The sequence below is a fragment of the Streptomyces sp. XM4193 genome (assembly GCF_023072595.1).
GTDB lineage: Bacteria > Actinomycetota > Actinomycetes > Streptomycetales > Streptomycetaceae > Streptomyces.
In genome coordinates this window covers 1,214,498-1,239,552 of the sequence record NZ_JALLGK010000001.1, presented here as the reverse complement: position 1 = coordinate 1,239,552, position 25,055 = coordinate 1,214,498, and the positions used below count along the sequence as shown (strand labels likewise).

Here is a 25,055-nt window from a genome sequence, read left to right as displayed (position 1 = left end):
GATGCCCAGGCGCATCGACGGGTGGATGTCGAGGTTGTCGACGCACGAGACGCAGCCCCGTTGCCCGGAACGACGAAACCCCCTTCGACCTGCTGTGACAGCTGGTCGAAGGGGGTTTCCCATCCGTGTGGCGGCGCCAGGATTCGAACCTGGGAAGGCTGAGCCGGCAGATTTACAGTCTGCTCCCTTTGGCCGCTCGGGCACACCGCCTGGGATTTGCCGCCCCGGAGCCCTGCTCCGCGGCAACGGGGTAAACACTACCTGATACCCGTGGGTGCTTCGCCACCTGGTTGTTGCGGGGCAGGGGGCCATCCGTCGGGGCTAGGCTGACCCGGCCGGAACGGGAGCGCCGGGCCGGCATCGTCGTCAGCGGAATCTATGTACGAGGAGCCAACTCACGATGGCCGACTCCAGTTTCGACATCGTCTCGAAGGTCGAGCGGCAGGAGGTCGACAACGCCCTCAACCAGGCGGGCAAGGAGATCTCCCAGCGGTACGACTTCAAGGGCGTGGGCGCGTCCATCGCCTGGTCGGGCGAGCAGATCGAGATCAGGGCGAACTCCGAGGAGCGCGCGAAGGCCGTGCTCGACATCTTCCAGTCCAAGCTGGTCAAGCGGGGCGTCTCGCTGAAGGTGCTGGACTCCGGGGAGCCTCAGCTCTCCGGCAAGGAGTACCGACTGGTCTCCTCCCTCAAGGAGGGGATCTCCCAGGAGGACGCCAAGAAGGTCGCGAAGATCATCCGCGACGAGGGCCCCAAGGGCATCAAGGCGCAGGTCCAGGGTGACGAGCTGCGCGTCAGCTCCAAGAGCCGGGACCACCTCCAGGAAGTGATCGCCCTGCTCAAGGGCAAGGACTTCGACTTCGCGCTGCAGTTCGTGAACTACCGCTAACTACCGCTGAGGCAGCGGCAGTTGGTCACCGGCTCCTGGTCGCACGAGGTGCGATGACCGGGAGCCGCGACCGTGGGACGCAGACGACCGGGCCGGTCGCGCACGGGGCGATGCCCCGGTTCGCGACCGGCCCGGCCCGCGTGCGGCAGGGACCGGCCTCCCCGTCCGGTGTCCCGCGGCACGGCCTGACGGGCGGATGTCGCACCGCCGTCGGATTCAGTCGCGCATTCGGTCGCGCATTCGGTCGCGCACGAGGTCGTGTCCGGACCCGTGACCGTCCCCGGGTCGGGGTACGCCTCCCGGCTCGGCGGAACCCGCCGGACCCGGCTCGGACGAGTCCACCCTCCCGGGTTCAGGCGCCGTGGCATCTCCACCCAGCCCCAGCTCACCGACGAACTCGGGCGCGACGGGCGCGGGCGCGACAGGCGCGGACACCGAGGTGTCGGCCGTGGGTGGCTCGGCGGTGTCGTCCGCCGGTCCGCCGGTGGGCGTGGTGCCGGTGTGGCGCAGTCGGTGTGCGGCGAGGCCTGCGGTGGCCAGAGCGAGTGCGGCGGCCACGAGTGCGGCGGCGTTCATGCCGTTCGTGAAGGCCGTACGGGCTGTGTCGAGCAGCGCACGCCCTGCCTCGCCGGGCAGTTGACCGGCCACCTGCACGGCGCCGCCGAGGGTTTCGGCGGCGGGTCCGTCGGCGAGCGTGTCCTTGATCTCGCCGCGGTAGACGGCGGCGCCGATGCTGCCGAGGATCGCCATGCCGAGCGCGCCGCCCAGTTCCGAGGCGCACTCCACGGTGGCCGAGGCGCTGCCGGCCCGCTCGGCCGGAGCCGCGCCGACGACGAGGTCGGTCATCAGGGTCATGACCGCGGCAAGGCCCGCGGAGCACACCCCGACACCCACCAGCACGTGCCACAGCGGCGAGTCGACCTCCACCCGGACGATCAGCAGCAGCCCGGTGACGGCCAGGCAGAAGCCCGCGGCGATGAGGTGGGCGCGGTTGACCGTTCGGGCGAGCGCCACGGCGGCGGGTGCGGCGATCGCCACGCCCAGCGGCGGCAGCAGGCTCCACAGTGCGGCGGTGAGCGGGCTGTGGCCGAGCACCATCTGGAGGTACTGGGTGGTGAAGACCGCGCTGCCCACCATGACGAACATCGCCACCAACTGGCAGGCGAGCGCCGCCGGTACGCCGCGGACGCGGAAGAGGTCCGGCGGCAGCATGGGGTGCGGACAGCGCGACTGGCGCCGCACGAAGAGCGCGCCGAAGACCGCGGCGACAGCCAGGGCGACCCCGTCCAGCACCTGGAAGCCGTGGGCGGCGGCCTCCTTGACCGCGTACACCGCGGGCAGGATCGCGGCGAGGGAGAGCAGTGAGCTGAGTCGGTCGAAGCGGCCGGCGTGCTCGTTCCTGGACTCGGGCACCAGGAACGGGGCCAGGGCCAGGAGGGCCAGCATGGCGGGCAGGTTGATCAGGAACACCGATCCCCACCAGTAGTGCTCCAGCAGCACTCCGCTGATGACCGGGCCGAGAGCGACGCCGCTGCTCAGCACCGCCGACCAGATCGCGATGGCGGTGGCGCGTTGGCGCGGGTCGCGGAAGAGGTTGCGGATCAGCGCGAGGGTGGCGGGCATCAACGTGGCGCCGCCGAGCCCCAACAGGGCGCGGGCCGTGATGAGTTCGCCCGGGCCGTCGGCGTACGCGGCGGCGAGTGAGGCCGCGCCGAACGCCGCGGCGCCGATCAGCAGGAGGCGCCGGCGCCCGATGCGGTCGCCGAGCGCTCCCATCGTCAGCAGCAGCCCGGCCAGGACGAACGCGTAGATGTCCAGGATCCACAGCTGTTCGGTGGCGGTGGGGCCCAGCTCCTGGGCGATGAACGGGACGGCGAAGTAGAGCACCGAGACGTCCATGGACACGAGGAGCAACGGCAGCAGAAGCACGCAGAGCGCGGCCCACTCTCTGCGTCCCGCACGGGCGGGTGCGGCGTGGGACTTGGTGAAGGTGCGCATGGCGTCGACTATACACGCGTCTTATACGCTCGTATAGGACACGCGTACAAGTCACCTGTCCCAGACGCGCGTCCAGGCGCTGGATAGGCTGCGGGCATGGGACACCGTGAGGATCTGCTGGCCGGCGCGAAGCGCTGTCTGCTGGAGAAGGGGTACGCCAGGACCACCGCGCGCGACATCGTGGCGGCGTCCGGCACCAACCTGGCGTCGATCGGCTACCACTACGGCTCGAAGAACGCGCTGATGGCCGAGGCCCTGTTCGCCGCCACCAGCGACTGGGGCGACGACGCCGAGCAGGCCCTGGCCGCCGTGCTGCCCGACGGGGCCGGCCGCCGCCAGCACTTCGAGACGGGCTGGACGGTGATCATCGACCTGTTCCAGAAGCACCGTGCGCTGTGGAGCGCGCAGATGGAGGCGGTGCTGCTCGCGGACCGCGACTCCGCGCTCCGGGAGTTCTTCGCCACGTCCTGGCCGGAGTCGTCGACCGGACTGATCGCACTGCTGAACGGTGTTCCGGCCGAGGAAGTGACCGAGGAGCAGCGGCGGGTGTTCGGCTCGCTCTACATGACGCTGCTGGGCGGGCTGCTGCTGCAACAGCAGTTGGAGCACTACCCGGTGCCGGACGGGCGGGACCTCGCGCAGGCGATGGCCTGGATCAGCGGCGCGGACACTCCGTAGCGGTCAGCCGGCAGGGCTGGGACCGGCACCGGGCCGCTCGCAGGGCCACCCCGGGGCGGCAGTGGTGGGGCGGCAGCGGCGGGGCGGCAGTGGCGGGCGCACGGAGCCCGCAGGCGTGCGAGGCCCCCGGCCGTGTACGACAGGCGCGTACGACGCCCCGGGCGGCCCTGCGCGTACGCCGCGGCGGCAGCACCCGGCGGCGGCGTACGGACGCGGGACGGGGTCGCCCGGCGCGGGGCCCGGCGCGCACCGGGCCGCTGTGGCGCGGCAGGCAGCGACCGGCGCGGGCCCTGTGCCGGAACGCGCCGGACGGGGGTGGTCGGCGGAGGGCGGACGCCGACGCGTGGGGCGCCGGCGGGTGCGTCAGCGGGTGGGGACTATCTCGCGGCCCAGCGGCATCAGCGAGACCGGGATCATCTTGAAGTTGGCGATGCCCAGCGGGATTCCGATGATCGTCACGCAGAGCGCGATACCGGTGAAGATGTGGCCGAGAGCGAGCCACCAGCCGGCCAGCAGCAGCCAGAGCACATTGCCCACGCACGACGGGGCGCCCGCGTCGCGGCGTTCGACCGCCTCGTAGCCGAACGGCCACAGGGCGTACCGGCCGATGCGGAAGGAGGCCAGGCCGAAGGGGATGCCGATCACGGTGATGCACAGGATCAGACCGGCGAGCAGGTAGGCCAAGAAGAGCCAAAAGCCGCTCAGGACAAGCCAGATGATGTTCAGAATCGTCTTCACGTCGATCAGCTTCCCATGCGTTCGAGACGAGCGATGCGCTCTTTCATCGGAGGGTGGGTGGCGAAGAGACCGCGGCGCCCGGTGCAGCCGAACGGGTTGGCGATCATGAGGTGGCTCGCGGTGCGCAGCCGCGGCTCGCCGGGGAGCGGCAGCCGGCTCGTACCGACGTCGAGCTTGCGCAGGGCGGAGGCGAGGGCCAGCGGGTCGCCGGTGAGGCGGGCGCCGGCCGCGTCCGCCCCGTACTCCCGGGATCTGCTGACGGCCAGGCGGATCACAGTGGCGGCGAGCGGCCCGAGCACGGCGAGCAGCAGCAGCTCGACCAGGCCGGGCCCGTCCTCCTCGGTGCGCCCGAAGGGCAGCAGCCAGGCGAGGTGGACCAGGAGCATCACCGCGGAGGCGAGACAGCCGGCGACCGAGGCGAGCAGGATGTCGCGGTTGTAGATGTGGCTGAGCTCGTGCGCGATGACGCCGCGCAGCTCGCGCTCGTCGAGCAGCCGCAGGATGCCTCTGGTGCAGCAGACGGTCGCGTGCCGGGGGCTGCGGCCGGTGGCGAAGGCGTTGGGGGCGTCGGTGGGCGAGAGGTAGACCCTCGGCATCGGCCGCCGCGCGGCGGTGGAGAGCTCCCGCACCACGCGGTAGAGCTCGGGTGCCTCGAACTCGCTGACCGGGCGCGCTCGCATGGCGCGCAGCGACAGGGTGTCACCGCGCCAGTACGCGAAGCCGTTGAGCCCGATGGCGACGAGAAGAGCGAGGACGAGCCCGGTGCTGCCGAAGACGCTGCCGACGCCCATGATGAGCGCGGACATCAGGCCCAGGAGCAGGGCAGTCCTTGTCCCATTGTGTCGGCCGTGCACGGTTCGCCCTCCAGATGTGCGGCGGGAGAACACCTGCGGTCAGGTGTACCTCCACCCTCCAGCGGACCCTCCCCACTCCCACAACGCCGGTCCCCGGGCACGGGTTCCCCGAGCGCGTGTGCGGGCTGCGACACGGCCCGCGGCGCCCGTCCGCGCACGCTCCCGGCGGAGCGGTGGGAGGCGTGCAGCCGCGAATCGAAGGTCGCAGGGGATCGCTGGGATGCCTGGTCGCTGGAGGACGGGGCCGGAGCGGGTCAGAAGAGGGTGGTGGAGGCGAAGCGCAGTACGAGCTGGGGCAAGCCGGAGAGCACCGCTGCGACGCAGGCGGTCAGGGCGACGGCGAGCGCCGTGGGCCCCCGCAGCGGGGTGGCGGTACGGGTCCGGACCCCGGAGCCGGTCGCGGGCCGGACGGCGGAGCCGGGCTCGGGTGCGGCTGCGGAATCGGCCTCCGGGCCGGGCCCGGTTTCGGAAGCGGCCTCGGAATCGGGTGCGGGCTGGAAGAGCAGCGCGGTCCAGCGGAGGTAGTAGACGAGGCCGAGGACCACGTTCAGTGCCATGACCACCGCGAGCCAGCCGAGTCCGGCGTCCACCGCCGCTCCGAAGACCGCGACCTTGGCGAAGAGTCCGATCACCCCCGGCGGGAGTCCGGCCAGGCAGAGCAGGAAGAAGCCAAGCGCCAGCGCGGCCAGCGGGTTGCGGGCGAAGAGGCCGCGGTAGTCGGTGAGGCGGTTGGCCGGTGCGCTGCGGGCGACATGGGTGACGACCGCGAAGGCGCCGAGGTTGACCGCCGCGTACATCAGGGCGTAGCTCAGGCTCGCCCCGACGACCCGCAGCGGCTCCTCGCCGCTCGCGTACCCCGCGGCGGCGAGCGGGACGATCAGATAGCCGGCCTGGCCGACGGAGGACCAGGCGAGCAGCCGTACGGCGCTGTGGCGGGTGTCCGCGCGCTGGCGCATCGCGGCGAGGTTGCCGACGGTCATGGTCAGCGCGGCGAGCACGGCGACCGCCGGCGCCCAGGTGTCCGCGCGTCCCGGGAAGGCGAGCAGAGTGACCAGGATGAGTCCGACGAAGCCGACCGCCTTGCCGACCACCGAGAGGAAGGCGGCGACGGGCACGGGGGCGCCGACGTAGGTGTCGGGGACCCAGAAGTGGAAGGGCACCACGGCGGTCTTGAAGGCGAAGCCGACGAGGGTGAGCACCACTCCGGCCGCGGCCAGCGTCTCCAGCTGCGGGTCGACCTCCTCCAGGCCGGTCGCGACACGGTTCAGGTGGAGGCTGCCGGTGGCCGCGTACAGCAGGCTGATGCCCATCAGCGTGACGGCGGTGGCGGCGACCGAAGACAGGAAGAACTTGAGCGCCGCCTCCGAGCCGCGGCGGTCGCCGGCACGCAGCGCGAGCAGCGCGAAGACCGGCAGGGAGGCGACCTCCAGGGCGATGACCAGGGTCGCCAGATCGCGGGCGGCGGGCAGCAGCACGGCGCCGGCGGTCGAGGCCAGCAGCAGGAACCAGTACTCCCCCGCGGGCAGCTTCGCGTCCCGCACCAGCGCCAGCGAGATCAGTGCGGTCACCAACGCGGCGCCGAGCACGAGGAGTTGGACGGTGAGCGCGAAGGTGTCCGCGGTGTAGCTGCACGAACCGGGGTCCCCGACCAGGCAGAAGGTGCTGCGCCGCTCGCCGACGAGCGGGAGCAGGCTCAGTGCGGCGAGGACCGTCGCCAGCACCGCGCCCCAGCCGAGCAGCGGTTTGCGGCGCTCGTCCAGGAAGAGGTCGGCGACCAGCAGGACGAGCGCGGCCACCGTGATGACCGTGGGCGGGGCGAGCGCGACCCAGTCGACGGACTGGACGAGGTCCGCGGCGGCGTAGGTCATCGGGTGACTCCTGGCAGCAGGTTCTGCACGGCCGGGTTGGTCAGGTGCAGGAGGAGGCCGGGCCACAACCCGGTGAGCAGGGTGAGGACGACGAGCGGCACCCAGGCCGCGTACTCGTACCCGCGAACGTCCGGGAGCGCGGCGGTCGGCGGTGCCGCGACCGCCGTGGTGGTCGCGGTCGATGCGGTGGCCGCGGTCGATGCGGTGGCCGCGGTCGATGCGGTGGCCGCGGTCGATGCGGCCTCCGGATGCGGCTCGGTCGCCGGGCTGTGCGCCGGGCTGTGCGCCGGACCCTGCGTCGGGCTCGAAGCCGGAGCCGGGGTCGGGGTCGGAGTCGGGGCGCTGTCGGGTCCGGGGGGTGTGGTGTCCGTGGACGGGCGGGGGGCCTCGTTCGGATCGCCCATGCACACGCGGCGTACGACCAGCAGCAGATACGCCGCGGTCAGCAGCGTGCCGAAGGCGGCCAGCGCCATGAAGACCAGGTAGGTCGGGCGGCTCAGTCCGTCGGCGGGGTCGTACGCGCCGAGCAGGGCGAGCATCTCGCCCCAGAAGCCGGCGAGTCCGGGCAGTCCCAGCGAGGCGATCGCGGCGAAGGCCAGCAGTCCGCCGAGCCGGGGTGAACGGCCGTAGAGGGCGGCCCCGTTGGTGGCGGCGAGCCGGTCGAGGTCGGTGGTGCCGGTGCGTTCCTTGAGCGCGCCGACGAGGAAGAAGAGCAGGCCGGTGACGAGTCCGTGCGCGACGTTGGCGAAGAGCGCGCCGTTGACGCCGGTACGGGTGAGGGTGGCGATCCCCAGGAGGACGAAACCCATGTGTCCGACCGAGGAGTAGGCGATCAACCGCTTGAGGTCGCCGCCGGCGCCCCTGCGCACGAGCGCCAGACAGGCCAGCGATCCGTAGAGGATGCCGACGACGGCGAAGGCGCCGAGATAGGGCGCGAAGTGGGCCGCCCCCTCGGGTGCGATCGGCAGCACGATCCGTACGAGTCCGTAGGTGCCCATCTTCAGCAGGACGCCCGCCAGCAGCACCGACCCGACCGTGGGAGCGGCGGTGTGGGCGTCCGGCAGCCAGCTGTGCAGCGGCCACATCGGCGTCTTGACCGCCAGTCCGACACCGATGGCGAGGACGGCGACGAGCTGTGTGGTGCGGGTGAGCGAGGCGCCGTTGTCAGTGGCGAGTGCCACCATGTCGAAGGTGCCGCCCTGAAGGCCGATGAGCAGCAGTCCGAGGAGCATCACCACGGAGCCGAGGAGGGTGTAGAGGACGAACTTCCAGGCGGCCGGGGCGCGTCCGGCACCGCCCCAGCGGGCGATCAGGAAGTACATCGGGATGAGGACCATCTCGAAGGCCAGGAAGAACAGCACCAGGTCCAGGACCGCGAAGGTCGCCAGGACCCCGGTCTCCAGGACGAGCAGCAGCGCCACGAAGGCCTTGGGCGACCCCGCCCCCCGTGGTGGCGCGACGAAGTAGCTGTAGAGCGCGCACAGGAAGCAGAGCAGCGCCGTGAGGACGAGGAGGGGAAGCGAGATGCCGTCGATGCCGAAGTGCAGACGAATACCGAAGGCCGGGATCCAGCTGACGTCCGACTCCGCCTGGATGTCGCCGGCCCGGTCGTAGTCGAAGCCTGCGGCCAGCACCACCGTGGCCAGCAGTACGGCGCCGGTGACGGTGACACCGTGGCGCAGTACGGCCTGCTCCGGGCTGCGTCCGCGCAGACCGGGCGGTGCGGGCAGCAGCGCGGCGACGGCGCCGAGCAGCGGGAGCAACAGCGCGGCGACCAGCAGGAGTTGCGGTGCGCTCGCGCCGGGGACGAGGGCGTTCAGGGCAGTCACGACTCACGCTCCGGCGGCGAGGACGGCGATGGTCAGGATGATCGCGCCGGCCAGCAGTGCGCTCAGATAGGTCTGCGCGTTGCCGGTCTGGGTCCTGCGCAGCGCGGCTCCGAGCCAACGGGGCAGGGTGGCGGCTCCGCGTACACAGCCGTCGACGACCTCGCGGTCGAGGAAGCGGACCAGTCGTGCGCCGCCGCGCACGGGTGCGACGAAGAGCCGGTCGTACAGCGCGTCGAGGTGGAAGCCGGCGCGGGCGGGCCCGTGCAACGGCCCCAGGAGCACCGGGCCGGGGTCCGGGTCGCGGCCGAGCACGGTGGTGTGGCGCCAGGTCGCGTAGGTGACCAGCGCGCCGACGAGGGCCACGCCGGTGGCCAGGACGGAGGTGGTGAGCGTCGGCGCGAGGCTGTCGCCGTCGAACCAGTCGGGCAGGCGTGAGTAGAGCAGCCCGAAGCCGAGGGAGGGGACCGCCAGCAGCCACAGCACGGCGTTCATGGGCAGTGTGGCGGGGCGTGCGGCGGGCGCGGTCGGCACACCGGTCGTGGTCGCCTCCGCGGTGACCGTCGGCACAGCGGGCGTGGCCGGCGCTCCCGGCGCTCCGGGCGCGGTCGGCGCTCCGGGCGCCCCCGGCGCTCCCGGCGCGGTCGGCGCTCCGGGCGCGGTCGGCTCCGCCGTTGGCGGAAGGCCGGGTGCGGCGGGCAGGGTCGCGGGCGACGGCTCGGGCTGGACGGGGGCGTCGCGCCAGGTGAGCAGCCAGAGCCGGGTGGCGTAGCTCGCGGTGAGAAGGGCGGTGGCCAGGCCGGCGGCGAGCACGATCCAGCCCGCGGTCGCGGGGATGCCCCGGTCGGGGTCGACGGCGGCGTGCTCGGCGGCGCCCAGGACGGCTTCCTTGGAGAAGAAGCCGCTGAAGGGAGGGAGCGCGGCGAGGGCGAGGAGCCCGATCGTCATGGTCCAGAACGCGTCCGGTGCCCGGCGGGTGAGGCCGCGTATCCGGGCCATGGCCGTCAGCGAGGCGGTGCCGGCCGCGGTGATCACCACACCGGCGGTCAGGAAGAGCAGGGCCTTGAACGCACCGTGGGACAGGAGGTGGAAGACGGCGGCCGATCGGTTGCCGACGGCCAACGCACCGAGCATGTAGCCGAGTTGGCCGACGGTGGAGTAGGCGAGCACCCGTTTGAGGTCGTCCTGTGCCAGCGCGGCCAGGGCCGAACCGACCATGGTCAGGGCCGCGAGGAGGGCGAGGACCACCAGCGCCGCCGCGGAGGCGGTGAAGACCGGCAGCAGTCTTGCCACGAAGTACACGCCGGCCGCGACCATCGTGGCGGCGTGGATCAGCGCGGAGACCGGGGTGGGGCCCGCCATCGCGTCCGGCAGCCAGCTGTGCAGCGGGAACTGCGCCGACTTGCCCGCGACTCCCGCGAGCAGCAGCAGCGCGATCAGCGTCGGGTGGCCGAGCTCGAAGTCCGAGAGGGAGGAGGTGAGTCGGGCGACGATCGTGCTGATGCGGAAGGTGCCGGCTTCGGAGGCCAGCGCCAGGATGCCGATCAGGAAGGGGACGTCGCCGAGCTTGGTGATCAGGAACGCCTTGAGGGAGGCGGAGCGTGCCGCCGCCTTCTCCCAGTAGTGGCCGACCAGGAAGTACGAGCAGATGCCCATGATCTCCCAGCCGACCAGCAGCACGATGAGGTCGTCGGCGTAGACCACCAGAAGCATCGCGGAGGTGAACAGCGAGACGAGCGCGGCGTAGGAGGCGTAGCGCGGATCGTCGCGGAGATAGCCCGTCGAGTAGAGCTGCACGCAGGTGGCGACCAGGGCGACCAGCACTGCCACGAGCACGGCGAAGCCGTCGAGGTGGAAGGCGAGGCTGATCGGGAGCGATCCGTTGCCGGTGGGGGTGAGTTCGGTGGCGGCGGTGACCGCCGACTCCCCCGTGCCGCCGCCCTGCCGCAGCGCGACCACGACCGCCAGCGCGGTGGCCGCGAGAGTCGGCAGCACGGCGAGCGGCCGCACGAAGCCGGGTGCCCTGCGGCCCGCCGCGAAGCCGGCGAAGGCACCGAGGAAGGGCAACAGCGGGACGAGTACGGCGAGAGTGGTCGTGCTCACGCGGTGGCCTCCGCCTTCTTCGCCGCGGCGGCGTCGGGTTGGTGGCCGGTGCCGGCCGGGTCGGTGGCCTCGCCGGACGGCTCGACGGCGTCGGAGTCGTGGCGCGGTCCGTCGGGCGGTTCCTCGGCGAGGTCCCTGAGTTCGTCCAGGTTCGAGCTGCCGCGGTTGCGGAACACGAGGAGGACGATGGCCAGGCCGATACCGATCTCGGCGGCGGCGATCGCGATGGTGAAGAGCGTCAGCGACTGCCCGGCGTGCAGTTCGTCGCGGAGCCAGACGTCGAAGGCGACGAGGTTGAGGTTGACCGCGTTGAGCATCAGCTCGACGGAGATCAGGACGAGGACGATGTTGCGTCTGGCCAGCACGCCGTAGAGGCCGACGCTGAAGAGGAGAGCGGAGAGTACGGCCGGATAGACGAGATGCATCAGCGCTCTTCCTTCTTCCCCCGGCCGGACCGCGGCTCGCTCTCGGTGCCCGGGTCCTGTTCCGACTGCCCGTCGGCGTCGGCCCGTTCACCGGCGCCCGGCGGTTGCCCGACGGGGCCGCCGGACGCGGCGGGGCGGGTCTCTGCCTCGTCGCGGACGCCGGGCACGGGCGGGGTGGCGGACGCGGGCGGGGTGGCGGACACGGTCGGGGCGGCGGGGCGGGAGGTGCGGGCCGGCGTCCGGGCGGGGGTCCGGGGCGCGGCGTCCGCCGCGGCGGATCTGCGGCGGGAGAGCACGATCGCGCCGACCAGCGCTGCCAGCAGCAGCACCGAGAGCGCCTCGAACGGCAGCACCCAGTACCGGAAGAGACTCTCGCCGATCGTCGCGGTGTCCCCCTGCGGGGTGTCCAGCGTGATCCAGGCGGAGTTGGCCGAGACGAAGGCGTCGACGACGACGGTGACCAGTGTCGCGGCGGTGGCGAGAGCGACCGCGAGGGCGACCCAGCGGTTGCCGGAGTCCGCGTCGGGCGAGGGCCCGATGGGCGCCCGGGTGAGCATCAGCCCGAAGAGCAGCAGCACGACGACCGAGCCGACGTAGATCAACACCTGCACCCAGGCGATGAACTCGGCCGTGAGCAGCAGATATTCGACCGCGATGCCACCCAGTGCCAGTACCAGCCAGAGTGCGGCGTGCACCAGCTGCTTGCTGGTCACCGCCATGATCGCGGCGCCGAGCGTGACGAGGCCGACGAGCACGAAGGCGATCTCCACGCCGGTCGGCGACATGAAGCCGCGTCCGGCGGCGAGCAGCAGCGTGCCGTCGACGGTGCCGGAGGCGTGGGCGGGGAACGTGCTCATGCGTCTCCCTCCCGATCCCGGCGGCGGTCCTCGGGCCGGTCGGCTCCCTCCGGCCGGTCGCCCTCGGTCCGGTCGGCTCCCTCGGGCCGGTCCGGACGCCCGTCGACGAGCGGCCCGGCAGCGCCGTCGGCCGGCGCGGGGCCGGGGTCGCCGGCGTCCGGTCCGGCCGGCTCGGCGGCCTCCGCGCGCTCCTGTTGCGCGCGCTCCTGCTCCAGCTGCGCGGCCAGTTGGACGGCGAGCTTGTCGGCGGCCTTGCGTGCGGAGCCCACTTCCTTGGGCTCCTCCGCTGCGGGGTCCAGCGGCGGCGGTTCGGGGACGGTCCACATCCACTCGCGCAACTTCTCGCGTTCGTGGGTCAGTTCGTGGATGTCGGTCTCGGCGTACTCGAACTCCGGCGACCAGAACAGCGCGTCGAAGGGGCAGACCTCGATGCAGATTCCGCAGTACATGCAGAGCGAGAAGTCGATGGCGAAGCGGTCCAGCACGTTGCGGCTGCGGTCCCGGCCTCCCGGGGTGGTGGCCGGAACGGTCTCCTTGTGCGAGTCGATGTAGATGCACCAGTCGGGGCACTCGCGGGCGCACAGCATGCAGACCGTGCAGTTCTCCTCGAAGAGCCCGATGACACCGCGGCTGCGCGCGGGCAACTCCGGCTGTACGTCCGGGTAGTGCGCGGTGACCGACCGCCTCGTCATGGTCCGCAGCGTGATGGCCAGCCCTTTGGCGAGGCCCGAGCCGGGGAGGCCCATTACAGGAACACCACCTTCACGACGCCGGTCAGCGCGATCTGGGCCAGTGCCAACGGCACCAGGCAGGTCCACGCGAACCGCTGGATCTGGTCGGCCCGCAACCGGGGCCAGGCGACCCGCATCCAGATCACCAGGAAGCAGAGAGCGGCTGTCTTCAGGAGCATCCACAGCCAGCCGAGTTGATCGGCGAACGGACCGTGCCAGCCGCCGAGGAAGAGCACCGACGTCAGCGCCGAGATCACCACGATGCCGGCGTACTCCGACAGCATGAAGAAGGCGAAGCGCAGGCCGCCGTACTCCGTCAGCGGACCGAAGATGATCTCTTCGGGCGCCAACGGCGCGTCGAAGGGCGGGCGGTGCAGCTCGGCGACGCCGGCGACGAAGAACACGAACGCCCCGACGAGCTGCCACGGCAGCCACCACCACTGCCAGGCGTCGAGGATTCCGGGCAGCGAGAGCGTGCCGGAGGCCATCACCACGGAGGCGGCGGCGAGCAGCAGCGGCAGCTCGTACGCCATGAGCTGGGCGGCGGTGCGCATCCCGCCCAGCAGCGAGTACTTGTTGGCCGAGGCCCAGCCGCCCATCACCTGGCCGAGCACACCGACGCCCAGCACCGCGAGGACGAAGAAGATACCGGCGTCCACCACCTGCCCGACCACGCCGTTGGGCGCCAGCGGGATGGCGATGAGGACGATGAGATACGGCACCAGGGCGACCGCGGGCGCGAGTTGGAAGACGCGACGGTCGGCCGCGGCCGGGACGACATCCTCCTTCTGGGCGAACTTCACCCCGTCGGCGACGAGTTGGGCCCAGCCGTGGAAGCCGCCCGCGTGCATCGGACCGACGCGTCCCTGCATGTGCGCCATGACCTTGTGCTCGGCCTGGCCCACCAGCAGCGGCAGCACGAGGAACGCGAGCATGACGACCAGCAGCCGCCAGGCGACGTCGAAGAACTCCATCAGCCCTCGTCCTCCGTACGGCCGCGCTCGGACTCCGCGTCCTCGGCGGCGGACGACGCCTCGTCCTCCGGCCCCGACCCGCGTTGCGACCCCGACCCGCGTTCCGCCGCGGTCTCGCCGGGCGCGGTCTCGCAGGGCGCAGCTGTGTCGGGCGCGGTCTCGCCGGGCGCCGTACGGCTGTTGGACGCCGCGTCGTCGCCGGAGGGGGTCGCGTCGTCGAAGGCGGGGCGTGCGTGGTGCCAGGGAGCGTCGCTGGAACGCTGTCCGGGCGCACCGCTCGACGCGGAGTCCGGTGCGGCGTCGGTCCGGGGTGCACGCTGCGAGGCGGAGCCCTCGTTCACGCTGCGGTTCCGCCGAGCACGGCCGGTCGTTCCGGCCGGTGAACTGCCGGGCCTCGCCGCGGACTCCGGCGCCGACGACTCGGGAGCGGCCGACTCGGGAGCGGCGTCCGGCCCAGGAGCGACCGGCGGCTTCGGGTCGGTGTCCGGCTTCGGGGTCGGGGCGGTCTGCGAGGCCGAACCGTCCGCGGCGGTGCGGCTGCGGCGCGGACGCCTCGTCGGTGCCGCGGCGTCCCCGGTGGCCGGTGCTCCCGGTTCCTCCGCGGCGCCTGCGGCTGCTTGGCTCGACGAGCCCGCGGCGGCGCTGCGGGTACGGCGCGGGCGCTCACCGGCCGCGTCCGCGCCAGCAGCACTCGTACGCCCCGCCGCCCCCGTGCGACCGGCGGCGCCCGCACGGCCGCGGGCGGGTCGGGCCGGAGCGGGTGGGAGCTGGCCCTTGAGCGGGCCCCACTCGTTCGGGTCGGGTACGCCCGGCGGCAGCATCTGCCGCCGTTTGGGCCCGCCGTCGTGGCTCTCGCCGGGTTCCTTGGCGCCCGGCCAGGCCTTCACCACCCGGGCGGCGAGCACGAAGTCCTTGCGCAGCGGATGTCCCTCGAAGCCGTCCGGCAGCAGGAGCGGTTCGAGTCCGGGGTGGTCGGTGAACCGTACGCCGAACATCTCGTACGTCTCCCGCTCGTGCCAGGCCGCACCGGCGAACACCCCGGTGGCGGTGGGGAGTTCGGGCGAGGCGTGCGCCACGGTCGTACGGATCAGCAGCCGGCGCAGCCCGCGGGCCGTGCCGTCCGACGCGGCGCCCGGCAGGGCGACGAGATGGGCGCAGACCCGGAATCCGCTGCCGGGTTCGTCGACGGCGCTCAGCCAGTCGAAGTAGGTGCAGCCCAGTTCGTCCCGCGCCAACCGCAGGGCCGCGAGCCAGCGTTGGGCGGGTACGTCGACGGTGAGCAGCGCGTACGCGTCGCTCGCACTCGCGCCCTCGCCGAACAGTTCGGCCGCGGGCGCGGGCAGCCACCCCTCGGGCTCGGCCGGCGCGGCCGACGAGCCGGCCGCATCGGGCGCGGCGGGAGCGGGGCGCGGGGTCGCCCCGGCGGTCTCGTCGGGTTCCGGGGTGGGCACGCTCATTTGGCCTCCTCGCCCGGCGTGGGCGGAGGCGTCACCAGTCCGCTCGCGAGCGCGGCCGGACCCGCCCCCGTGGGCCCGCGGCCGTACCGCTCGCTCAGCGACTCCTGCGCGATCTTCTCCTGGAGCTTCAGAATCCCCTGGAGCAGCGCCTCGGGGCGCGGCGGGCAACCGGGCACGTACACATCGACCGGGATGATCTGGTCCACGCCCTTGGTCACCGAGTACGAATCCCAGTACGGGCCACCGCAGTTGGAGCACGCGCCGAAGGAGACCACGTACTTGGGCTCGGGCATCTGCTCGTAGAGCCGCTTGACGGCGGGCGCCATCTTGTCCGTCACCGTGCCCGAGACGACCATCAGGTCGGCCTGTCTGGGTCCGGGCGCGAACGGGATGACGCCGAGCCGGATGAAGTCGTGCCGCGACATCGACGCCGCGATGAACTCGATGGCGCAGCAGGCCAGTCCGAAGTTGAAGACCCAGAGGCTGTAGCGGCGACCCCAGTTGAGGACCACCTTCATCGGCTCGGGCGCCAGCCGGGCCAGCGCACCGAGTCGTCGCGGTTCCGGGAGGTCGGCACGTGTCACGTCCATGTGAGGACGCCCTTCTTATATGCGTAGAGCAGTCCGATCGCCAGCAGCCCGAGGAAGATGAACATCTCCACCAGCGTCGCTGCACCGAATCCGACCGCGGCGAAGATCGTCGCCCAGGGGAAGAGGAAGATCGAGTCGATCGCGAAGATCACGTAGAGGAAGGCGTACACGTAATAGCGAACCTGGGTGTGCGCCCAGTCGTCGCCCACCGGATCGACGCCGCACTCGTAGGTCAGCATCTTCTCGCGCGTCGGCGCGACCGGCCGCAGCAGCCGACCTCCGGTGAAGGCCGCCGCCACGAACACCGCGCCGAGGACCGCGACCAGGCCGACGACCGAGTAGCCGTGGAAGTAGTCCGGCACGACACCGTTCCTCTGCGTGTTGACGTCCGTCTCTCAGCGTGCGTACGCGTTCGACGATCTGTACGCACCGGAGTCTAGGCCCTGCCCCCTGACGTCCGACTGCCCCGTCTCACCACCGGGACGTTCGGAGCGGACGTGCGGGACGGCGACTTGCGGCTTGCTCCGGGCTTGCTCCGGTATGTCGGCGTCCGCTCCGTGCGCGTCGTTCACCGCTCGAAGGAGCGTACGAGCCGCGGCGGGGCGGGCCCGGAGCATCGGCGCGGCCACCGTCAACGGGCCCGGTCCGCCCGGCACTTGTCGTCGGAAGCGCCGCCCGCCGGGATCTGCGCACCTCGCTCCCGGACGTTGCCGCCGGGCCCGCGTCCGCCTACCGCCGGTCGAACGCGACCGCACGCCCCATGCACTCCGCGGCGAGACGGGCGGCCGCGGCACGGGTGTGGTGGCCCAGCAGCTCCGTGCGGATCGCGCCGCCCGCGGCGAGGTGCCGGTCGTAGGGGATGGGGACGACCGTCGCGCCGCCGACCGCGAGATGCCGGATCGCCTTCGCCTCGTCGAGCGCGGTGTCGGGTACCGCGTGCGAAACGGCGACCACGGTGGTGGCGAGCATCCGCGGATGGAGCTTGCCCATCCAGTCCAGCACCGAACGCGTCGCCGCAACCCCCTCCACCGTCGCCGGGGTGACGAGCACCCGCGCCTGGGTGGTGGTCAGCGCGGTGCGTGCCACTTCGGCGGGCAGCGTCTCGCAGTCCACCACCGAGGTGCCGAAGTAGCGGCCGAGCGAGGTGATCACGACACGGTAGGTGTCCAGGTCGAGTTGGGCGCCGACCGCGCCCTGACTCGCGGGCAGCAGCCAGCCGCCGCCGGGCAGCCGCACCAGATAGCCGGTGATGTCGGTCAGCCGCATCGAGGGGTTGACGATCCGCGCCAGATCCGCGCAGGTCCAGCGGATCTCTGAGGCCCCGAGCCGGCCCGGAATGGTCCCGAGGGCAGGATCGGCCTCCACGGTGAGCGTCGGATCGTTGCGGTAGTGCGCGTAGGTGAGGGACAGCAGCGCGGCGATTGTCGACTTGCCCGCGCCCCCGCGGATGCTGGTGACCGCCAACTGGCGTCCGCTGTGCACCGGTTGCTGTATCGCGCGGGCGGTCTCGGTGGCGATCGTGGTCTCGCGCGCGGTGGAGGAGACGAGCCGGTGCAGCGCCTGGACGGTGCGTCGGGACATGCTGTCGCCGTGCCGCGCCCGTCTTTTGACCTCGGCCACCTCCGGCCCGTTGACGGGGACGGAGACCGGCGCCAGAGCCCCGGGCGCCGAGCCGTACGGCAGGTGCGGGGCCGACGGGGCGTACGGCGCGTTCGGCATGTGCCGGGCGGGCGGGGCCGCCTGGGTGGAGTGAGCCGGCCGGGCGGGCGGGGCCTGCTGGGTCGGCTGGGCGTACGGCTGCGGCCCGACCGGCGCGGAGGGTCCGGACTGCGGCGGGTTGACGGGGTGGGCGGCCGGTGCGGTGTGCGCGGGTGCGTGCGCCGCCGGCGCCTGCGGGACTGCCGGTGCCTGCGGCGCCGCCGGTGCCCGCGGCGGCTGCGACGGAGCGTTCCGCGGTGGCTCGACCTCGGTGCGCCCCGCCGCCGACCCGACGTGCGGTGCGGGTGACGTCGCGGCCTGCGGTCCGGGCTGCACGGCGGATTGGGCGGCGGGCCGCGCGGCGACGGGCGGCTGTTGGACAGTCGGCGGCGCGGCCACCGCGTGCGGCGGCAGCGGGGCGGGGGGTGCGGCGTACGACTCGGCGGCGACGGTCGGTGCGGCGGTCGGTGCGGCGTACGGGACACCGGAGACGGTCGGCTCGGTGGCGGCGTACGTCTCGGTGGCGGCGTACGTCTCGGTGGCGGCCGTCGGCTCGGCGGCGGCCGTCGGCTCGGCGGCGGCCGTCGGCTCGGCGGCGAGGTCCGCGGGGACGGGTGACAGCAGCAGCGTCTGCTCGGCCGCTGCCGGTTCGGGAAACGCGGGCGGTGGGCTGCTCACGTCGAACACCGCGTCGGGAGGCGGGAGTTGGTCGATCGTCGGGCCGGTACCGGTCGGAGCGGCGACGGAGGCGACTGCCGACTCCCCGGAGGGCGGCGCCGACTGCGGCAGCGGGGGCGGAACGGCCGGCATGGGCGGCGGCGCGAGGGCCTCGATGTGTTGGGTGACGGCGGCGTCCTCGTCCTCCGCGAACGGCACCTCGATCCCGACCTGGGTCCGTTCTTCGGCGGCCGGCTCTGCCGTCGGGGGTGCGGGCCCCCGGTCGGGCCCCTCCACCGGCGCCCCGCCCTCCACCGGCGCCCCGCCCTGCGGCGGCGGCACGCTCGCCGCGGCTGCTTCGTCCGCCGGGCGGGCTGCCGCCCCGGCCGTCGGCTTCGACTCGGCTTCGCCCGGGAGCTGTTGGGCCTCGAACCCCGGCGGTACGGCGTCCTCCGGCTCGATCTCCGCGGCGCCTCCGCCGTCGGCCACGGGCTCCGCGCCCGGGTCGGCCACGGCCCGGGCGCGCGCGTCGGCCTCGGACTCGGCGGCGGCCCTCAGCCTCGGTCCCGGTACGGGCGCGGGCAACGGCACCGGACCGAAGCCCGCGAGCAGGACAGGGTCCTCGTCCGGCAGCGTTCCCGCGTCCGGCAGGCCCTCCGCGTCCGGCAGCGTTCCCGCCTCCGGCAGCTGCACCGCGTTCACGTCCGCCGCCGCCGCGTCGCGGTCGTCCGGGAGCGGCAGCGCCCCGCCGAAGGTGCGCGCCACGTCCTCCTGCACACCGCCGCCGTCGGCCGAACCGGCCGGCTCCGGCGCTCCCTCGCGAGGGCCCGCCCCCTGCTCCGCGGGCGGAACGCCTCCGCCCGCGGACGCCGAGTCCCGCTCTGCGCCCCGGACTTCGTCCCGTGCCGTCATCTCCGCATGCCCCCTCGACATCTCCACAGCTCAGAACGCCGTGAGCAGCTGACCGAACACCCCGAACGCTCCCACCACGAACGGCAGAAGCAGCACCACACTGACCGACTCCCCCACGTCGGTCACCCTCCGCAGCATCCCACCCGTGCGCTCCGGCACGCGCACCACCAGCGTCATCAGCACTCCGCCCAGCAGCACCGCGAACAGCGCGAGAGGGCCGACCGTCGCGTGGGAGCCCCACAGCACCACCAGACGCACCAGCAGCACGGCGGCCGCGGCCGTCAACGCCAGCACCTCCACCGTCAGCGGATACGCCCGGGCGCGCGCCAGCAGCAGCACCGCGAGCAGCACCACCAGTCCGACACTCCACGGCGACGGTCGTTCCAGCGCCAGCCAGCCGCCGGCGGCGGTCGAGGCGGCGGCGGTCATGGTGACCAGGGCCAACTGCCGGTGGTTGTCGGCGAGCGCGGTGTCGACCTCGTGCGCGCTGACCGAAGTGCCGCGCGCACGCTGGTCGTCCAGCCGCAGCAGCCCCGCGCCCTGGAGCGCGAGACGCGGCAGGAAGCCGAGGACGAACACCGACAGGGCGCCGAGCACGACGCCGGTGCCGCGTGCGTCGGTCAGCAGCAGTCCCGTCTCCCAGAGCGCGGCGGTGGCGGCCACCGCGCCCGCGCCGAGGAGCGCGCTGCGGCCCAGCGGCGTACTCACTCCGGCGAGCACCAGTGTCAGCGCGACGGCCGAGGCGAACGCGGCCAGCCGCACCGCGAGCGTGCCCGTCGCGACCCATGCGCCGCACACGCCCCAGAGGCCGGCCAGCGCCAACAGCACGTATCCCAGGCGGTGTCGGTCGCCGGCACGCGCACCGTCGGCGAGGCCGCCGAGCACGGAGCCCGCCGCCCCCGCCAGGCAGGCGACAACCAGAAGGACCGTGCCCGCACGGGCGGAACCGAGCCAGTGGTGGGCGTACCAGGCGGCGACCAGTCCGAGCGCGAGGGCCGTCACCCCGGCGGTCCTGGCCCGAGCGGGCTCGTCCCAACGCCAGTTGCGCACCCCGAGCGGCGCGGACGGGCCGACCGGGTCCTCGACGGGGTGGGGCCCCGGGCCCTGCGCGGTCTCCGGCGACGGGGGCGGAGCGGACTCCGGACGTGCCCGGGTCGCGGCGGGACCCGGCTGTGCGGCAGTCACCATCGCTCTGTCATCCCCTCAGTGATGCCGGACTGCAACCGCCGGCCACTCCCCTGTACTCGGCACATCTGCACCGCCGTATTTTACGGCCCCCACCCCGGCCGCCCTCCGACAGCCCGGTTCGACCGGCGCGACCCCAATCCTCGCGCCCCCGGGGCTTCTTGAGAAGTACACGTAGATGCGGAACACGACACTCCGGCGGTGTTCGGCGACCTCCCCGGCGACCGACCGCCCGAAGTCGCCCCCCACCCGCGACCGAACACGTCCGCCCGCCGACTGCGCACGTCCGCCCGCCGACTGCGCGCCACCGCCGCCGTACGCCCGCTCCAGCCCGCCGCCGCCGTACGCCGGACCGGGCAGCCGCCGCCGTACGCCCGGCCGGGCCGTCCCGGCGGGCCCGGGCCCCAATCGCCCGGTGGCGGCGGGTAGCGTGCGATTCCACGGAGGCGAACGGCAGCGCCAGAAGGAGAGTTCCGTGAGCAGAGCAGTCCTCGTCACCGGCGCCTCGCGCGGAATCGGCCGGGCGATCGCACACGCCTTCGCCGAACGCGGCGACCGCGTCGCCCTGCACTACGGTTCGCGCGCCGAGGCAGCCGAAGCCGCCTTCGCCGCGCTGCCCGGTGAGGGCCACGTGCTGGTGCGCGGCGACCTGAGCACCCCCGACGGGGCCGCCGAGCTGGTCGAGGCGGCGTCGACGGGCCTCGGCGCCGTGGACGTGCTGGTCAACAACGCCGCTGCCAACGAGCCCCACCCCGTCGCGGACACCTCCTACGCCGACTGGCATGCCGCCTGGCGCCGGATCGTCGACGTCAACCTGCTCGGCGCCGCCCACGTGAGCCACCTCGCCGCTCAGCTGATGATCGAGCGGGGCGCCGGCGGCCGGATCGTCAACATCGGTTCGCGCGGCGCCCATCGGGGCGAACCGGACCACCCGGCGTACGGCGCGTCCAAGGCGGCGCTGCACGCGCTCGGCCAGTCCCTGGCGGTCGCGCTGGCTCCGCACGGCATCGGTGTCGCCTCCGTGGCGCCGGGCTTCGTCGAGACGGAACGCGTCGCCGACCGCCTCACCGACGAGGTGCGCGCGCAGAGCCCGTTCGGTCGCGTCGCCGCGCCCGAGGAGATTGCCGCCGCCGCCGTGTGGCTCGCCTCCCCCGAGGCGATCTGGGCCTCCGGAACCGTCCTCGACCTCAACGGCGCCTCACATCTTCGCTGAGGCGCTCACGCGCACTGAAGTCGCGCTCCGGAACGGCCCGTTCAGAGGTCGGCCAGTCGACCGCTGCGCGCGGCCTCCAGCAGCGCGGCCAATCGGTCCGCGGTCGTCGTCAACTCGACTGCGGGATCGGCGGATTCGCGGAGCCGGACGACTCCGCCCGTCGAACCGGACGCAATCTCCACGCAGTTGCTCGCCTCGGCGCAGTAACTCGACTTCTGCCAGCTCGTGTTCACCATTCTCCGCCCCTCAGAGGCCGGCAAGTCGACCGGTGCGCGCGGCCTCCAGCAGCGCGGCCAACCGGGAGAAGTCGGAGGTCAACTGCACCGCGGGATCGGCCGATTCGCGCAGAGCTACGCCGTCTCCCGTCCCGGTGCGCGCGATCTCCACGCAGTTGTTCGCCTCGGCGCAGTAACTCGACTTCAGCCACTGGGTCATCCGGTACGTCCTCTCACAGGTCTTCGATGATCCCCACCAGGAACTCGCGGGACTCCTCGGCGCCGAGTGCAATCTCCACGGTACGCCCGAGCAGCGCCCGGTACTTGGCCAACTCCGTTTCCGAGTACAGAATTTCGGGCCCGTGTGAGGCGTCGAGAATCACCGTGTCGAGTTGCGGGACCGGACCGGCCGCGTAAGTGATCGTCTGGCCCGCCCCGGGAAACTCGCCTGCGGAGAAGGGAATGATGCGGAGAGTGACCGAAGCACGGTCACCGGCCTCCAGCAGATGATTGAGCTGCCTCTTCGCGGCGGCGGCGCCACCGAACTGCATCCGGAGCGCAGCCTCGTGAACGACCGCGAGAAAAGGAACGGGGCGGGGACGGAAGAGGATCTCCTGCCTCTTCAACCGGAAGGAGACCCGCTCCTCCACCTCGTGCGAGGGCAACTCCGGGACGGCCTGCCGGAAGATGGCGCGGGCGTACTCGGCAGTCTGGAAGACGCCCGGAATGTGTGTGGTCTGCGCGGTCCTCAACTCGGTGGCCTCGGTTTCGATTTCCACCAAATCGATCTGGCCGCGCGAGACCGTGCCACGGTGGACGTCCCACCATCGACCGCGCCTGGTGCGGCCGAGTTCGACGAGCGCCTCCAGGAAGGCGTGGTCCGCGCAGTCGTACAACTCCGCGAGGGCTCTGAACCGTTCGTCGTTCACCCCTACTCGGCCCGCTTCGATGTTGCTTATACGGGTCGCGTCGACGCCAAGTGCCTTGGCGGCAGTTGCCGACGACACACCGGCAGCCTCACGCAAGCTCCGCAACTCGGCGCCAAGACGTTGCTGCCTGGCCGTCGGCCTGCTCCTCGGCGCCACAAGCACTCCCTCTCCGCTGTAACCAACCAATCTACCGACCAGGGAAGTTGAAGCTCTTCCCCTATTGAGTAGCAACATGCAATCCATGTGCCCTACCGTGTGTAGTGCGTCACTCACTCGCCGTTTTCGGGTGTCGGAAGTGCATCGTGCTGCCTGCGCGCGGCGGCACGGCAGGCCACCGACCCGGAGCGCCGCGTTCCACCGCTTCATCGGCAAGACCAACTCCTCAGCACCGCAACGACCTTGGGGGTCCCGTGTCCGCTTCCGAACTGCGTCGACTCACGCCGACGGCTGTTCCGCTCCATCCGCCCGACGAGTGGGAGTGCGGGCTTCAGCTGTCCAACGTTCCCCGTGCCGCACGCGTGGCACGCGCGGCCTTCCGAACCGCGTTGGACGGCCTGCGGCCTCCCCGAGAGGTGGCGGACACCGCCGAGTTGCTGACCGGCGAGCTGGTGGGCAACGCCGTCAGGCACGCGGAGGGACAGGTCTGTGTACGGGCGCGAGTGCGCGAGGGCGTGCTGCGGATCAGCGTGCGCGACGAACATCCCGACCTGCCCGGCCCCGTACCCGTCACGTTCGACGACGCCCACGGGCGAGGGCTGCTGCTCGTCGAACGGCTGGCTCGGGCGTGGGGTCGCTACGCACTTCTGTCCGGTGCGGTCGGTGGAAGGGTGGTGGGGAAAGTGGTCTGGTGTGAACTGGACTGCTCCACCACACGTACGAGCTGAACTTCTCCAGCAGGGCGACCCGTCTCCACCGGGGGCGACGCGCTCTCACCGAACCGAACCGAACCGAACAGACCGAACCCGCCGAACAGGAAGGAACGTCCGTGCCCGTCGTCCACGTCGTCGGCAGTCTCAACGCCGACCAGCTGCTGGAGTTGACCGACTGCCCCGAGGCGGGCGAGACCGTGCTCGCCTCCGACGTACGGCTGTCCGCCGGCGGCAAGGGCGGCAACCAGGCGGTGGCCGCCGCACGGGCGGGCGCCGAAGTGGTGATGGTCGGCGCGGTGGGTGACGACGCGCACGGCAGGCTGGTCCGCGCCGAGTTGGACGGTTCCGGGGTCGACGCCCGCCGGGTGCGCACCGTGGAGGGTGCGCCGACCGGTACCGCGATCGTGCTGCTGGACGGGGCCGGCGAGAACCGGATCGTCGTATCGCCCGGCGCGAACTCCCGACTGACCGTCGCCGACGTCGAGTCGGGGCTGCGCGACCTCGGCGAGGGCGACGTGCTGCTGCTCCAGTTGGAGATCCCGTCGGAGGTCGTCGTGCACGCCGCACACCTCGGGAAGCGGCGCGGCGCTCGCGTCGTTCTCAACGCCGCCCCGGCGCCGGAACGGGCCGACTGCCTGGGCGCGGGCCTCGACCACCTGGTGGTCAACCGGGGAGAGATGTGTACGGTGGCCCAACTGCTGGGGCTCGCCGACGAGTTGCCGCCTGCCGAGCCGGCTCGCGCAGCGACCGGTCTCGACGCGCTGCCCGCTCTCGTCGCACGGGTGGCCGACTCGCTGGCGTGCACGGTCGTCTGCACGGCGGGGGCGGACGGAGCGTACGTCTGCGGCGGCGCACACGGCGCGACCGCCGTCCACATCCCGGCCGTGCCGGTCACCGCCACCGACACCACGGCGGCCGGCGACACCTACGCGGGATATCTGGCCGCCGACCTCGCGGCCGGACAGCGGCAACCGGCCACCGCACTGGCCCGCGCCTCGGCCGCCGCCGCACTCACCGTGACGCGGCCCGGTGCGATGGACTCGATCCCCCGCGCCGACGAACTGCCCGCCGCTTTCCGCCCGTGAGCCGGCCCCGATCCGCCCGCGGCTCCACAGCCCCGCAGCCGCACAGCACCGCAGCCCCTCGACCAGCCGCAGTCCGCAGCGCAGTCGGGCCAACGCCCCTGCGGACGCGGCGACTTGAGCACCGCACCGACCCGCGAGCCAACCCGCCGGAGTCGGCCGCACCGCGAAATCGGCGGTCCGCAGGAACTCCTCGCCACCCCGCGCACGTCCTCTTCAGAACCGCGCACCCGCACCCAACGACCGCACACAGAAAGACCGCACACCGATCGGACACGCAGGGCACGGGCACGCACGGCACGACCGC

The 25,055-nt window shown here is 72.8% G+C and carries 23 protein-coding genes and 1 tRNA gene; 5 read left to right on the top strand and 19 right to left on the bottom strand.

Going from position 1 to position 25,055, the window contains the following annotated elements; genetic code table 11:
- Positions 1–128 precede the first annotated feature (128 nt).
- A tRNA-Tyr gene (locus MTQ01_RS05165) sits at positions 129–210 on the bottom strand.
- 190 nt (positions 211–400) lie between these two features.
- Here MTQ01_RS05165 and MTQ01_RS05160 point away from each other — a divergent pair.
- Positions 401–889: a YajQ family cyclic di-GMP-binding protein gene (locus MTQ01_RS05160; protein ID WP_247487064.1), complete on the top strand. Its 489-nt coding sequence runs from the start codon at positions 401–403 to the stop codon at positions 887–889.
- 216 nt (positions 890–1,105) lie between these two features.
- Here MTQ01_RS05160 and MTQ01_RS05155 read toward each other — a convergent pair whose 3' ends face one another.
- The gene (locus MTQ01_RS05155; protein WP_247487063.1) at positions 1,106–2,887 is read right to left on the bottom strand and encodes an MFS transporter; all 1,782 of its coding nucleotides are present in this window, start codon (positions 2,885–2,887) and stop codon (positions 1,106–1,108) included.
- A gap of 96 nt (positions 2,888–2,983) precedes the next feature.
- Between MTQ01_RS05155 and MTQ01_RS05150 the strand changes: the two genes are divergently transcribed.
- Entirely contained in the window at positions 2,984–3,565 is a 582-nt protein-coding gene (locus MTQ01_RS05150) for a TetR/AcrR family transcriptional regulator (protein WP_247487062.1), read from the top strand.
- A gap of 363 nt (positions 3,566–3,928) precedes the next feature.
- On the opposite strand, the gene MTQ01_RS05145 is transcribed toward MTQ01_RS05150, so the two are convergent.
- From MTQ01_RS05145 to MTQ01_RS05080, 14 genes are all read right to left on the bottom strand, one after another.
- Complete coding sequence (locus tag MTQ01_RS05145) at positions 3,929–4,303, bottom strand: YccF domain-containing protein (RefSeq protein ID WP_247487061.1); 375 nt, start codon at positions 4,301–4,303, stop codon at positions 3,929–3,931.
- 5 nt (positions 4,304–4,308) lie between these two features.
- A complete protein-coding gene (gene htpX, locus MTQ01_RS05140; protein ID WP_247487060.1) occupies positions 4,309–5,157 on the bottom strand; it encodes a zinc metalloprotease HtpX in 849 nt (282 codons plus the stop codon).
- A 254-nt stretch (positions 5,158–5,411) separates the two neighbouring features.
- Positions 5,412–7,025 carry an NADH-quinone oxidoreductase subunit N gene (locus tag MTQ01_RS05135; RefSeq protein WP_247487059.1) on the bottom strand — a complete coding sequence of 538 codons (1,614 nt, stop codon included), beginning with the start codon at positions 7,023–7,025 and terminating at the stop codon, positions 5,412–5,414.
- The gene (locus MTQ01_RS05130) at positions 7,022–8,845 is read right to left on the bottom strand and encodes a NuoM family protein (protein WP_247487754.1); all 1,824 of its coding nucleotides are present in this window, start codon (positions 8,843–8,845) and stop codon (positions 7,022–7,024) included. Before MTQ01_RS05130 ends, MTQ01_RS05135 begins: the two co-directional genes overlap by 4 nt.
- Positions 8,846–8,857: 12 nt before the next feature.
- Positions 8,858–10,954, bottom strand: a complete 2,097-nt coding sequence (locus MTQ01_RS05125) for an NADH-quinone oxidoreductase subunit L (RefSeq protein WP_247487058.1) — start codon at positions 10,952–10,954, stop codon at positions 8,858–8,860.
- On the bottom strand, positions 10,951–11,379 hold the full coding sequence (nuoK, locus tag MTQ01_RS05120; protein WP_247487057.1) for an NADH-quinone oxidoreductase subunit NuoK: 429 nt from the start codon (positions 11,377–11,379) through the stop codon (positions 10,951–10,953). Before nuoK ends, MTQ01_RS05125 begins: the two co-directional genes overlap by 4 nt.
- The gene (locus MTQ01_RS05115) at positions 11,379–12,236 is read right to left on the bottom strand and encodes an NADH-quinone oxidoreductase subunit J (protein WP_374207607.1); all 858 of its coding nucleotides are present in this window, start codon (positions 12,234–12,236) and stop codon (positions 11,379–11,381) included. The genes nuoK and MTQ01_RS05115 overlap by 1 nt, the downstream gene beginning before the upstream one ends.
- The gene (locus MTQ01_RS05110) at positions 12,233–12,982 is read right to left on the bottom strand and encodes an NADH-quinone oxidoreductase subunit I (RefSeq protein WP_247487056.1); all 750 of its coding nucleotides are present in this window, start codon (positions 12,980–12,982) and stop codon (positions 12,233–12,235) included. Before MTQ01_RS05110 ends, MTQ01_RS05115 begins: the two co-directional genes overlap by 4 nt.
- Entirely contained in the window at positions 12,982–13,941 is a 960-nt protein-coding gene (locus MTQ01_RS05105) for a complex I subunit 1 family protein (protein ID WP_247487055.1), read from the bottom strand. The genes MTQ01_RS05110 and MTQ01_RS05105 overlap by 1 nt, the downstream gene beginning before the upstream one ends.
- On the bottom strand, positions 13,941–15,398 hold the full coding sequence (locus MTQ01_RS05100; protein ID WP_247487054.1) for an NADH-quinone oxidoreductase subunit C: 1,458 nt from the start codon (positions 15,396–15,398) through the stop codon (positions 13,941–13,943). Before MTQ01_RS05100 ends, MTQ01_RS05105 begins: the two co-directional genes overlap by 1 nt.
- Positions 15,395–15,988, bottom strand: a complete 594-nt coding sequence (locus MTQ01_RS05095) for an NADH-quinone oxidoreductase subunit B (RefSeq protein WP_247487053.1) — start codon at positions 15,986–15,988, stop codon at positions 15,395–15,397. Before MTQ01_RS05095 ends, MTQ01_RS05100 begins: the two co-directional genes overlap by 4 nt.
- Complete coding sequence (locus MTQ01_RS05090; protein WP_211040734.1) at positions 15,979–16,350, bottom strand: NADH-quinone oxidoreductase subunit A; 372 nt, start codon at positions 16,348–16,350, stop codon at positions 15,979–15,981. The genes MTQ01_RS05095 and MTQ01_RS05090 overlap by 10 nt, the downstream gene beginning before the upstream one ends.
- A gap of 367 nt (positions 16,351–16,717) precedes the next feature.
- Positions 16,718–19,255 carry a hypothetical protein gene (locus MTQ01_RS05085; RefSeq protein WP_247487052.1) on the bottom strand — a complete coding sequence of 846 codons (2,538 nt, stop codon included), beginning with the start codon at positions 19,253–19,255 and terminating at the stop codon, positions 16,718–16,720.
- 30 nt (positions 19,256–19,285) lie between these two features.
- Positions 19,286–20,443, bottom strand: coding sequence for a hypothetical protein (locus MTQ01_RS05080; RefSeq protein ID WP_247487051.1), 1,158 nt, complete (start codon positions 20,441–20,443; stop codon positions 19,286–19,288).
- A 472-nt stretch (positions 20,444–20,915) separates the two neighbouring features.
- Here MTQ01_RS05080 and MTQ01_RS05075 point away from each other — a divergent pair, with 472 nt between their 5' ends.
- Positions 20,916–21,653, top strand: a complete 738-nt coding sequence (locus MTQ01_RS05075) for an SDR family oxidoreductase (RefSeq protein WP_247487050.1) — start codon at positions 20,916–20,918, stop codon at positions 21,651–21,653.
- Positions 21,654–21,694: 41 nt separating this feature from the next.
- Here the strand turns inward: MTQ01_RS05075 and MTQ01_RS05070 are convergent, their stop codons facing one another.
- The 3 genes from MTQ01_RS05070 to MTQ01_RS05060 are packed head-to-tail and all read right to left on the bottom strand — an operon-like array spanning position 21,695 to position 22,953.
- Positions 21,695–21,889, bottom strand: coding sequence for a DUF397 domain-containing protein (locus tag MTQ01_RS05070; RefSeq protein WP_247487049.1), 195 nt, complete (start codon positions 21,887–21,889; stop codon positions 21,695–21,697).
- A gap of 10 nt (positions 21,890–21,899) precedes the next feature.
- On the bottom strand, positions 21,900–22,088 hold the full coding sequence (locus MTQ01_RS05065; RefSeq protein ID WP_247487048.1) for a DUF397 domain-containing protein: 189 nt from the start codon (positions 22,086–22,088) through the stop codon (positions 21,900–21,902).
- 13 nt (positions 22,089–22,101) lie between these two features.
- Entirely contained in the window at positions 22,102–22,953 is an 852-nt protein-coding gene (locus MTQ01_RS05060; RefSeq protein WP_247487047.1) for a helix-turn-helix transcriptional regulator, read from the bottom strand.
- A 254-nt stretch (positions 22,954–23,207) separates the two neighbouring features.
- Between MTQ01_RS05060 and MTQ01_RS05055 the strand changes: the two genes are divergently transcribed.
- The gene (locus MTQ01_RS05055; protein WP_247487046.1) at positions 23,208–23,681 is read left to right on the top strand and encodes an ATP-binding protein; all 474 of its coding nucleotides are present in this window, start codon (positions 23,208–23,210) and stop codon (positions 23,679–23,681) included.
- A 101-nt stretch (positions 23,682–23,782) separates the two neighbouring features.
- Positions 23,783–24,751: a ribokinase gene (locus tag MTQ01_RS05050; RefSeq protein WP_247487045.1), complete on the top strand. Its 969-nt coding sequence runs from the start codon at positions 23,783–23,785 to the stop codon at positions 24,749–24,751.
- Positions 24,752–25,055: the final 304 nt, after the last annotated feature.

Bases quoted from the DNA above. Each gene is read 5' to 3' on its own strand.
- MTQ01_RS05085 (WP_247487052.1), bottom strand. From the start codon at position 19,255: ATGACGGCACGGGACGAAGTCCGGGGCGCAGAGCGGGACTCGGCGTCC.
- MTQ01_RS05080 (WP_247487051.1), bottom strand. From the start codon at position 20,443: ATGGTGACTGCCGCACAGCCGGGTCCCGCCGCGACCCGGGCACGTCCG.
- MTQ01_RS05065 (WP_247487048.1), bottom strand. From the start codon at position 22,088: ATGACCCAGTGGCTGAAGTCGAGTTACTGCGCCGAGGCGAACAACTGC.
- MTQ01_RS05095 (WP_247487053.1), bottom strand. From the start codon at position 15,988: ATGGACGTGACACGTGCCGACCTCCCGGAACCGCGACGACTCGGTGCG.
- MTQ01_RS05135 (WP_247487059.1), bottom strand. From the start codon at position 7,025: ATGACCTACGCCGCCGCGGACCTCGTCCAGTCCGTCGACTGGGTCGCG.
- MTQ01_RS05105 (WP_247487055.1), bottom strand. From the start codon at position 13,941: ATGGAGTTCTTCGACGTCGCCTGGCGGCTGCTGGTCGTCATGCTCGCG.
- MTQ01_RS05115 (WP_374207607.1), bottom strand. From the start codon at position 12,236: ATGAGCACGTTCCCCGCCCACGCCTCCGGCACCGTCGACGGCACGCTG.
- MTQ01_RS05150 (WP_247487062.1), top strand. From the start codon at position 2,984: ATGGGACACCGTGAGGATCTGCTGGCCGGCGCGAAGCGCTGTCTGCTG.
- MTQ01_RS05160 (WP_247487064.1), top strand. From the start codon at position 401: ATGGCCGACTCCAGTTTCGACATCGTCTCGAAGGTCGAGCGGCAGGAG.
- MTQ01_RS05070 (WP_247487049.1), bottom strand. From the start codon at position 21,889: ATGGTGAACACGAGCTGGCAGAAGTCGAGTTACTGCGCCGAGGCGAGC.
- MTQ01_RS05110 (WP_247487056.1), bottom strand. From the start codon at position 12,982: ATGGGCCTCCCCGGCTCGGGCCTCGCCAAAGGGCTGGCCATCACGCTG.
- MTQ01_RS05155 (WP_247487063.1), bottom strand. From the start codon at position 2,887: ATGCGCACCTTCACCAAGTCCCACGCCGCACCCGCCCGTGCGGGACGC.
- MTQ01_RS05100 (WP_247487054.1), bottom strand. From the start codon at position 15,398: ATGAGCGTGCCCACCCCGGAACCCGACGAGACCGCCGGGGCGACCCCG.
- nuoK (WP_247487057.1), bottom strand. From the start codon at position 11,379: ATGCATCTCGTCTATCCGGCCGTACTCTCCGCTCTCCTCTTCAGCGTC.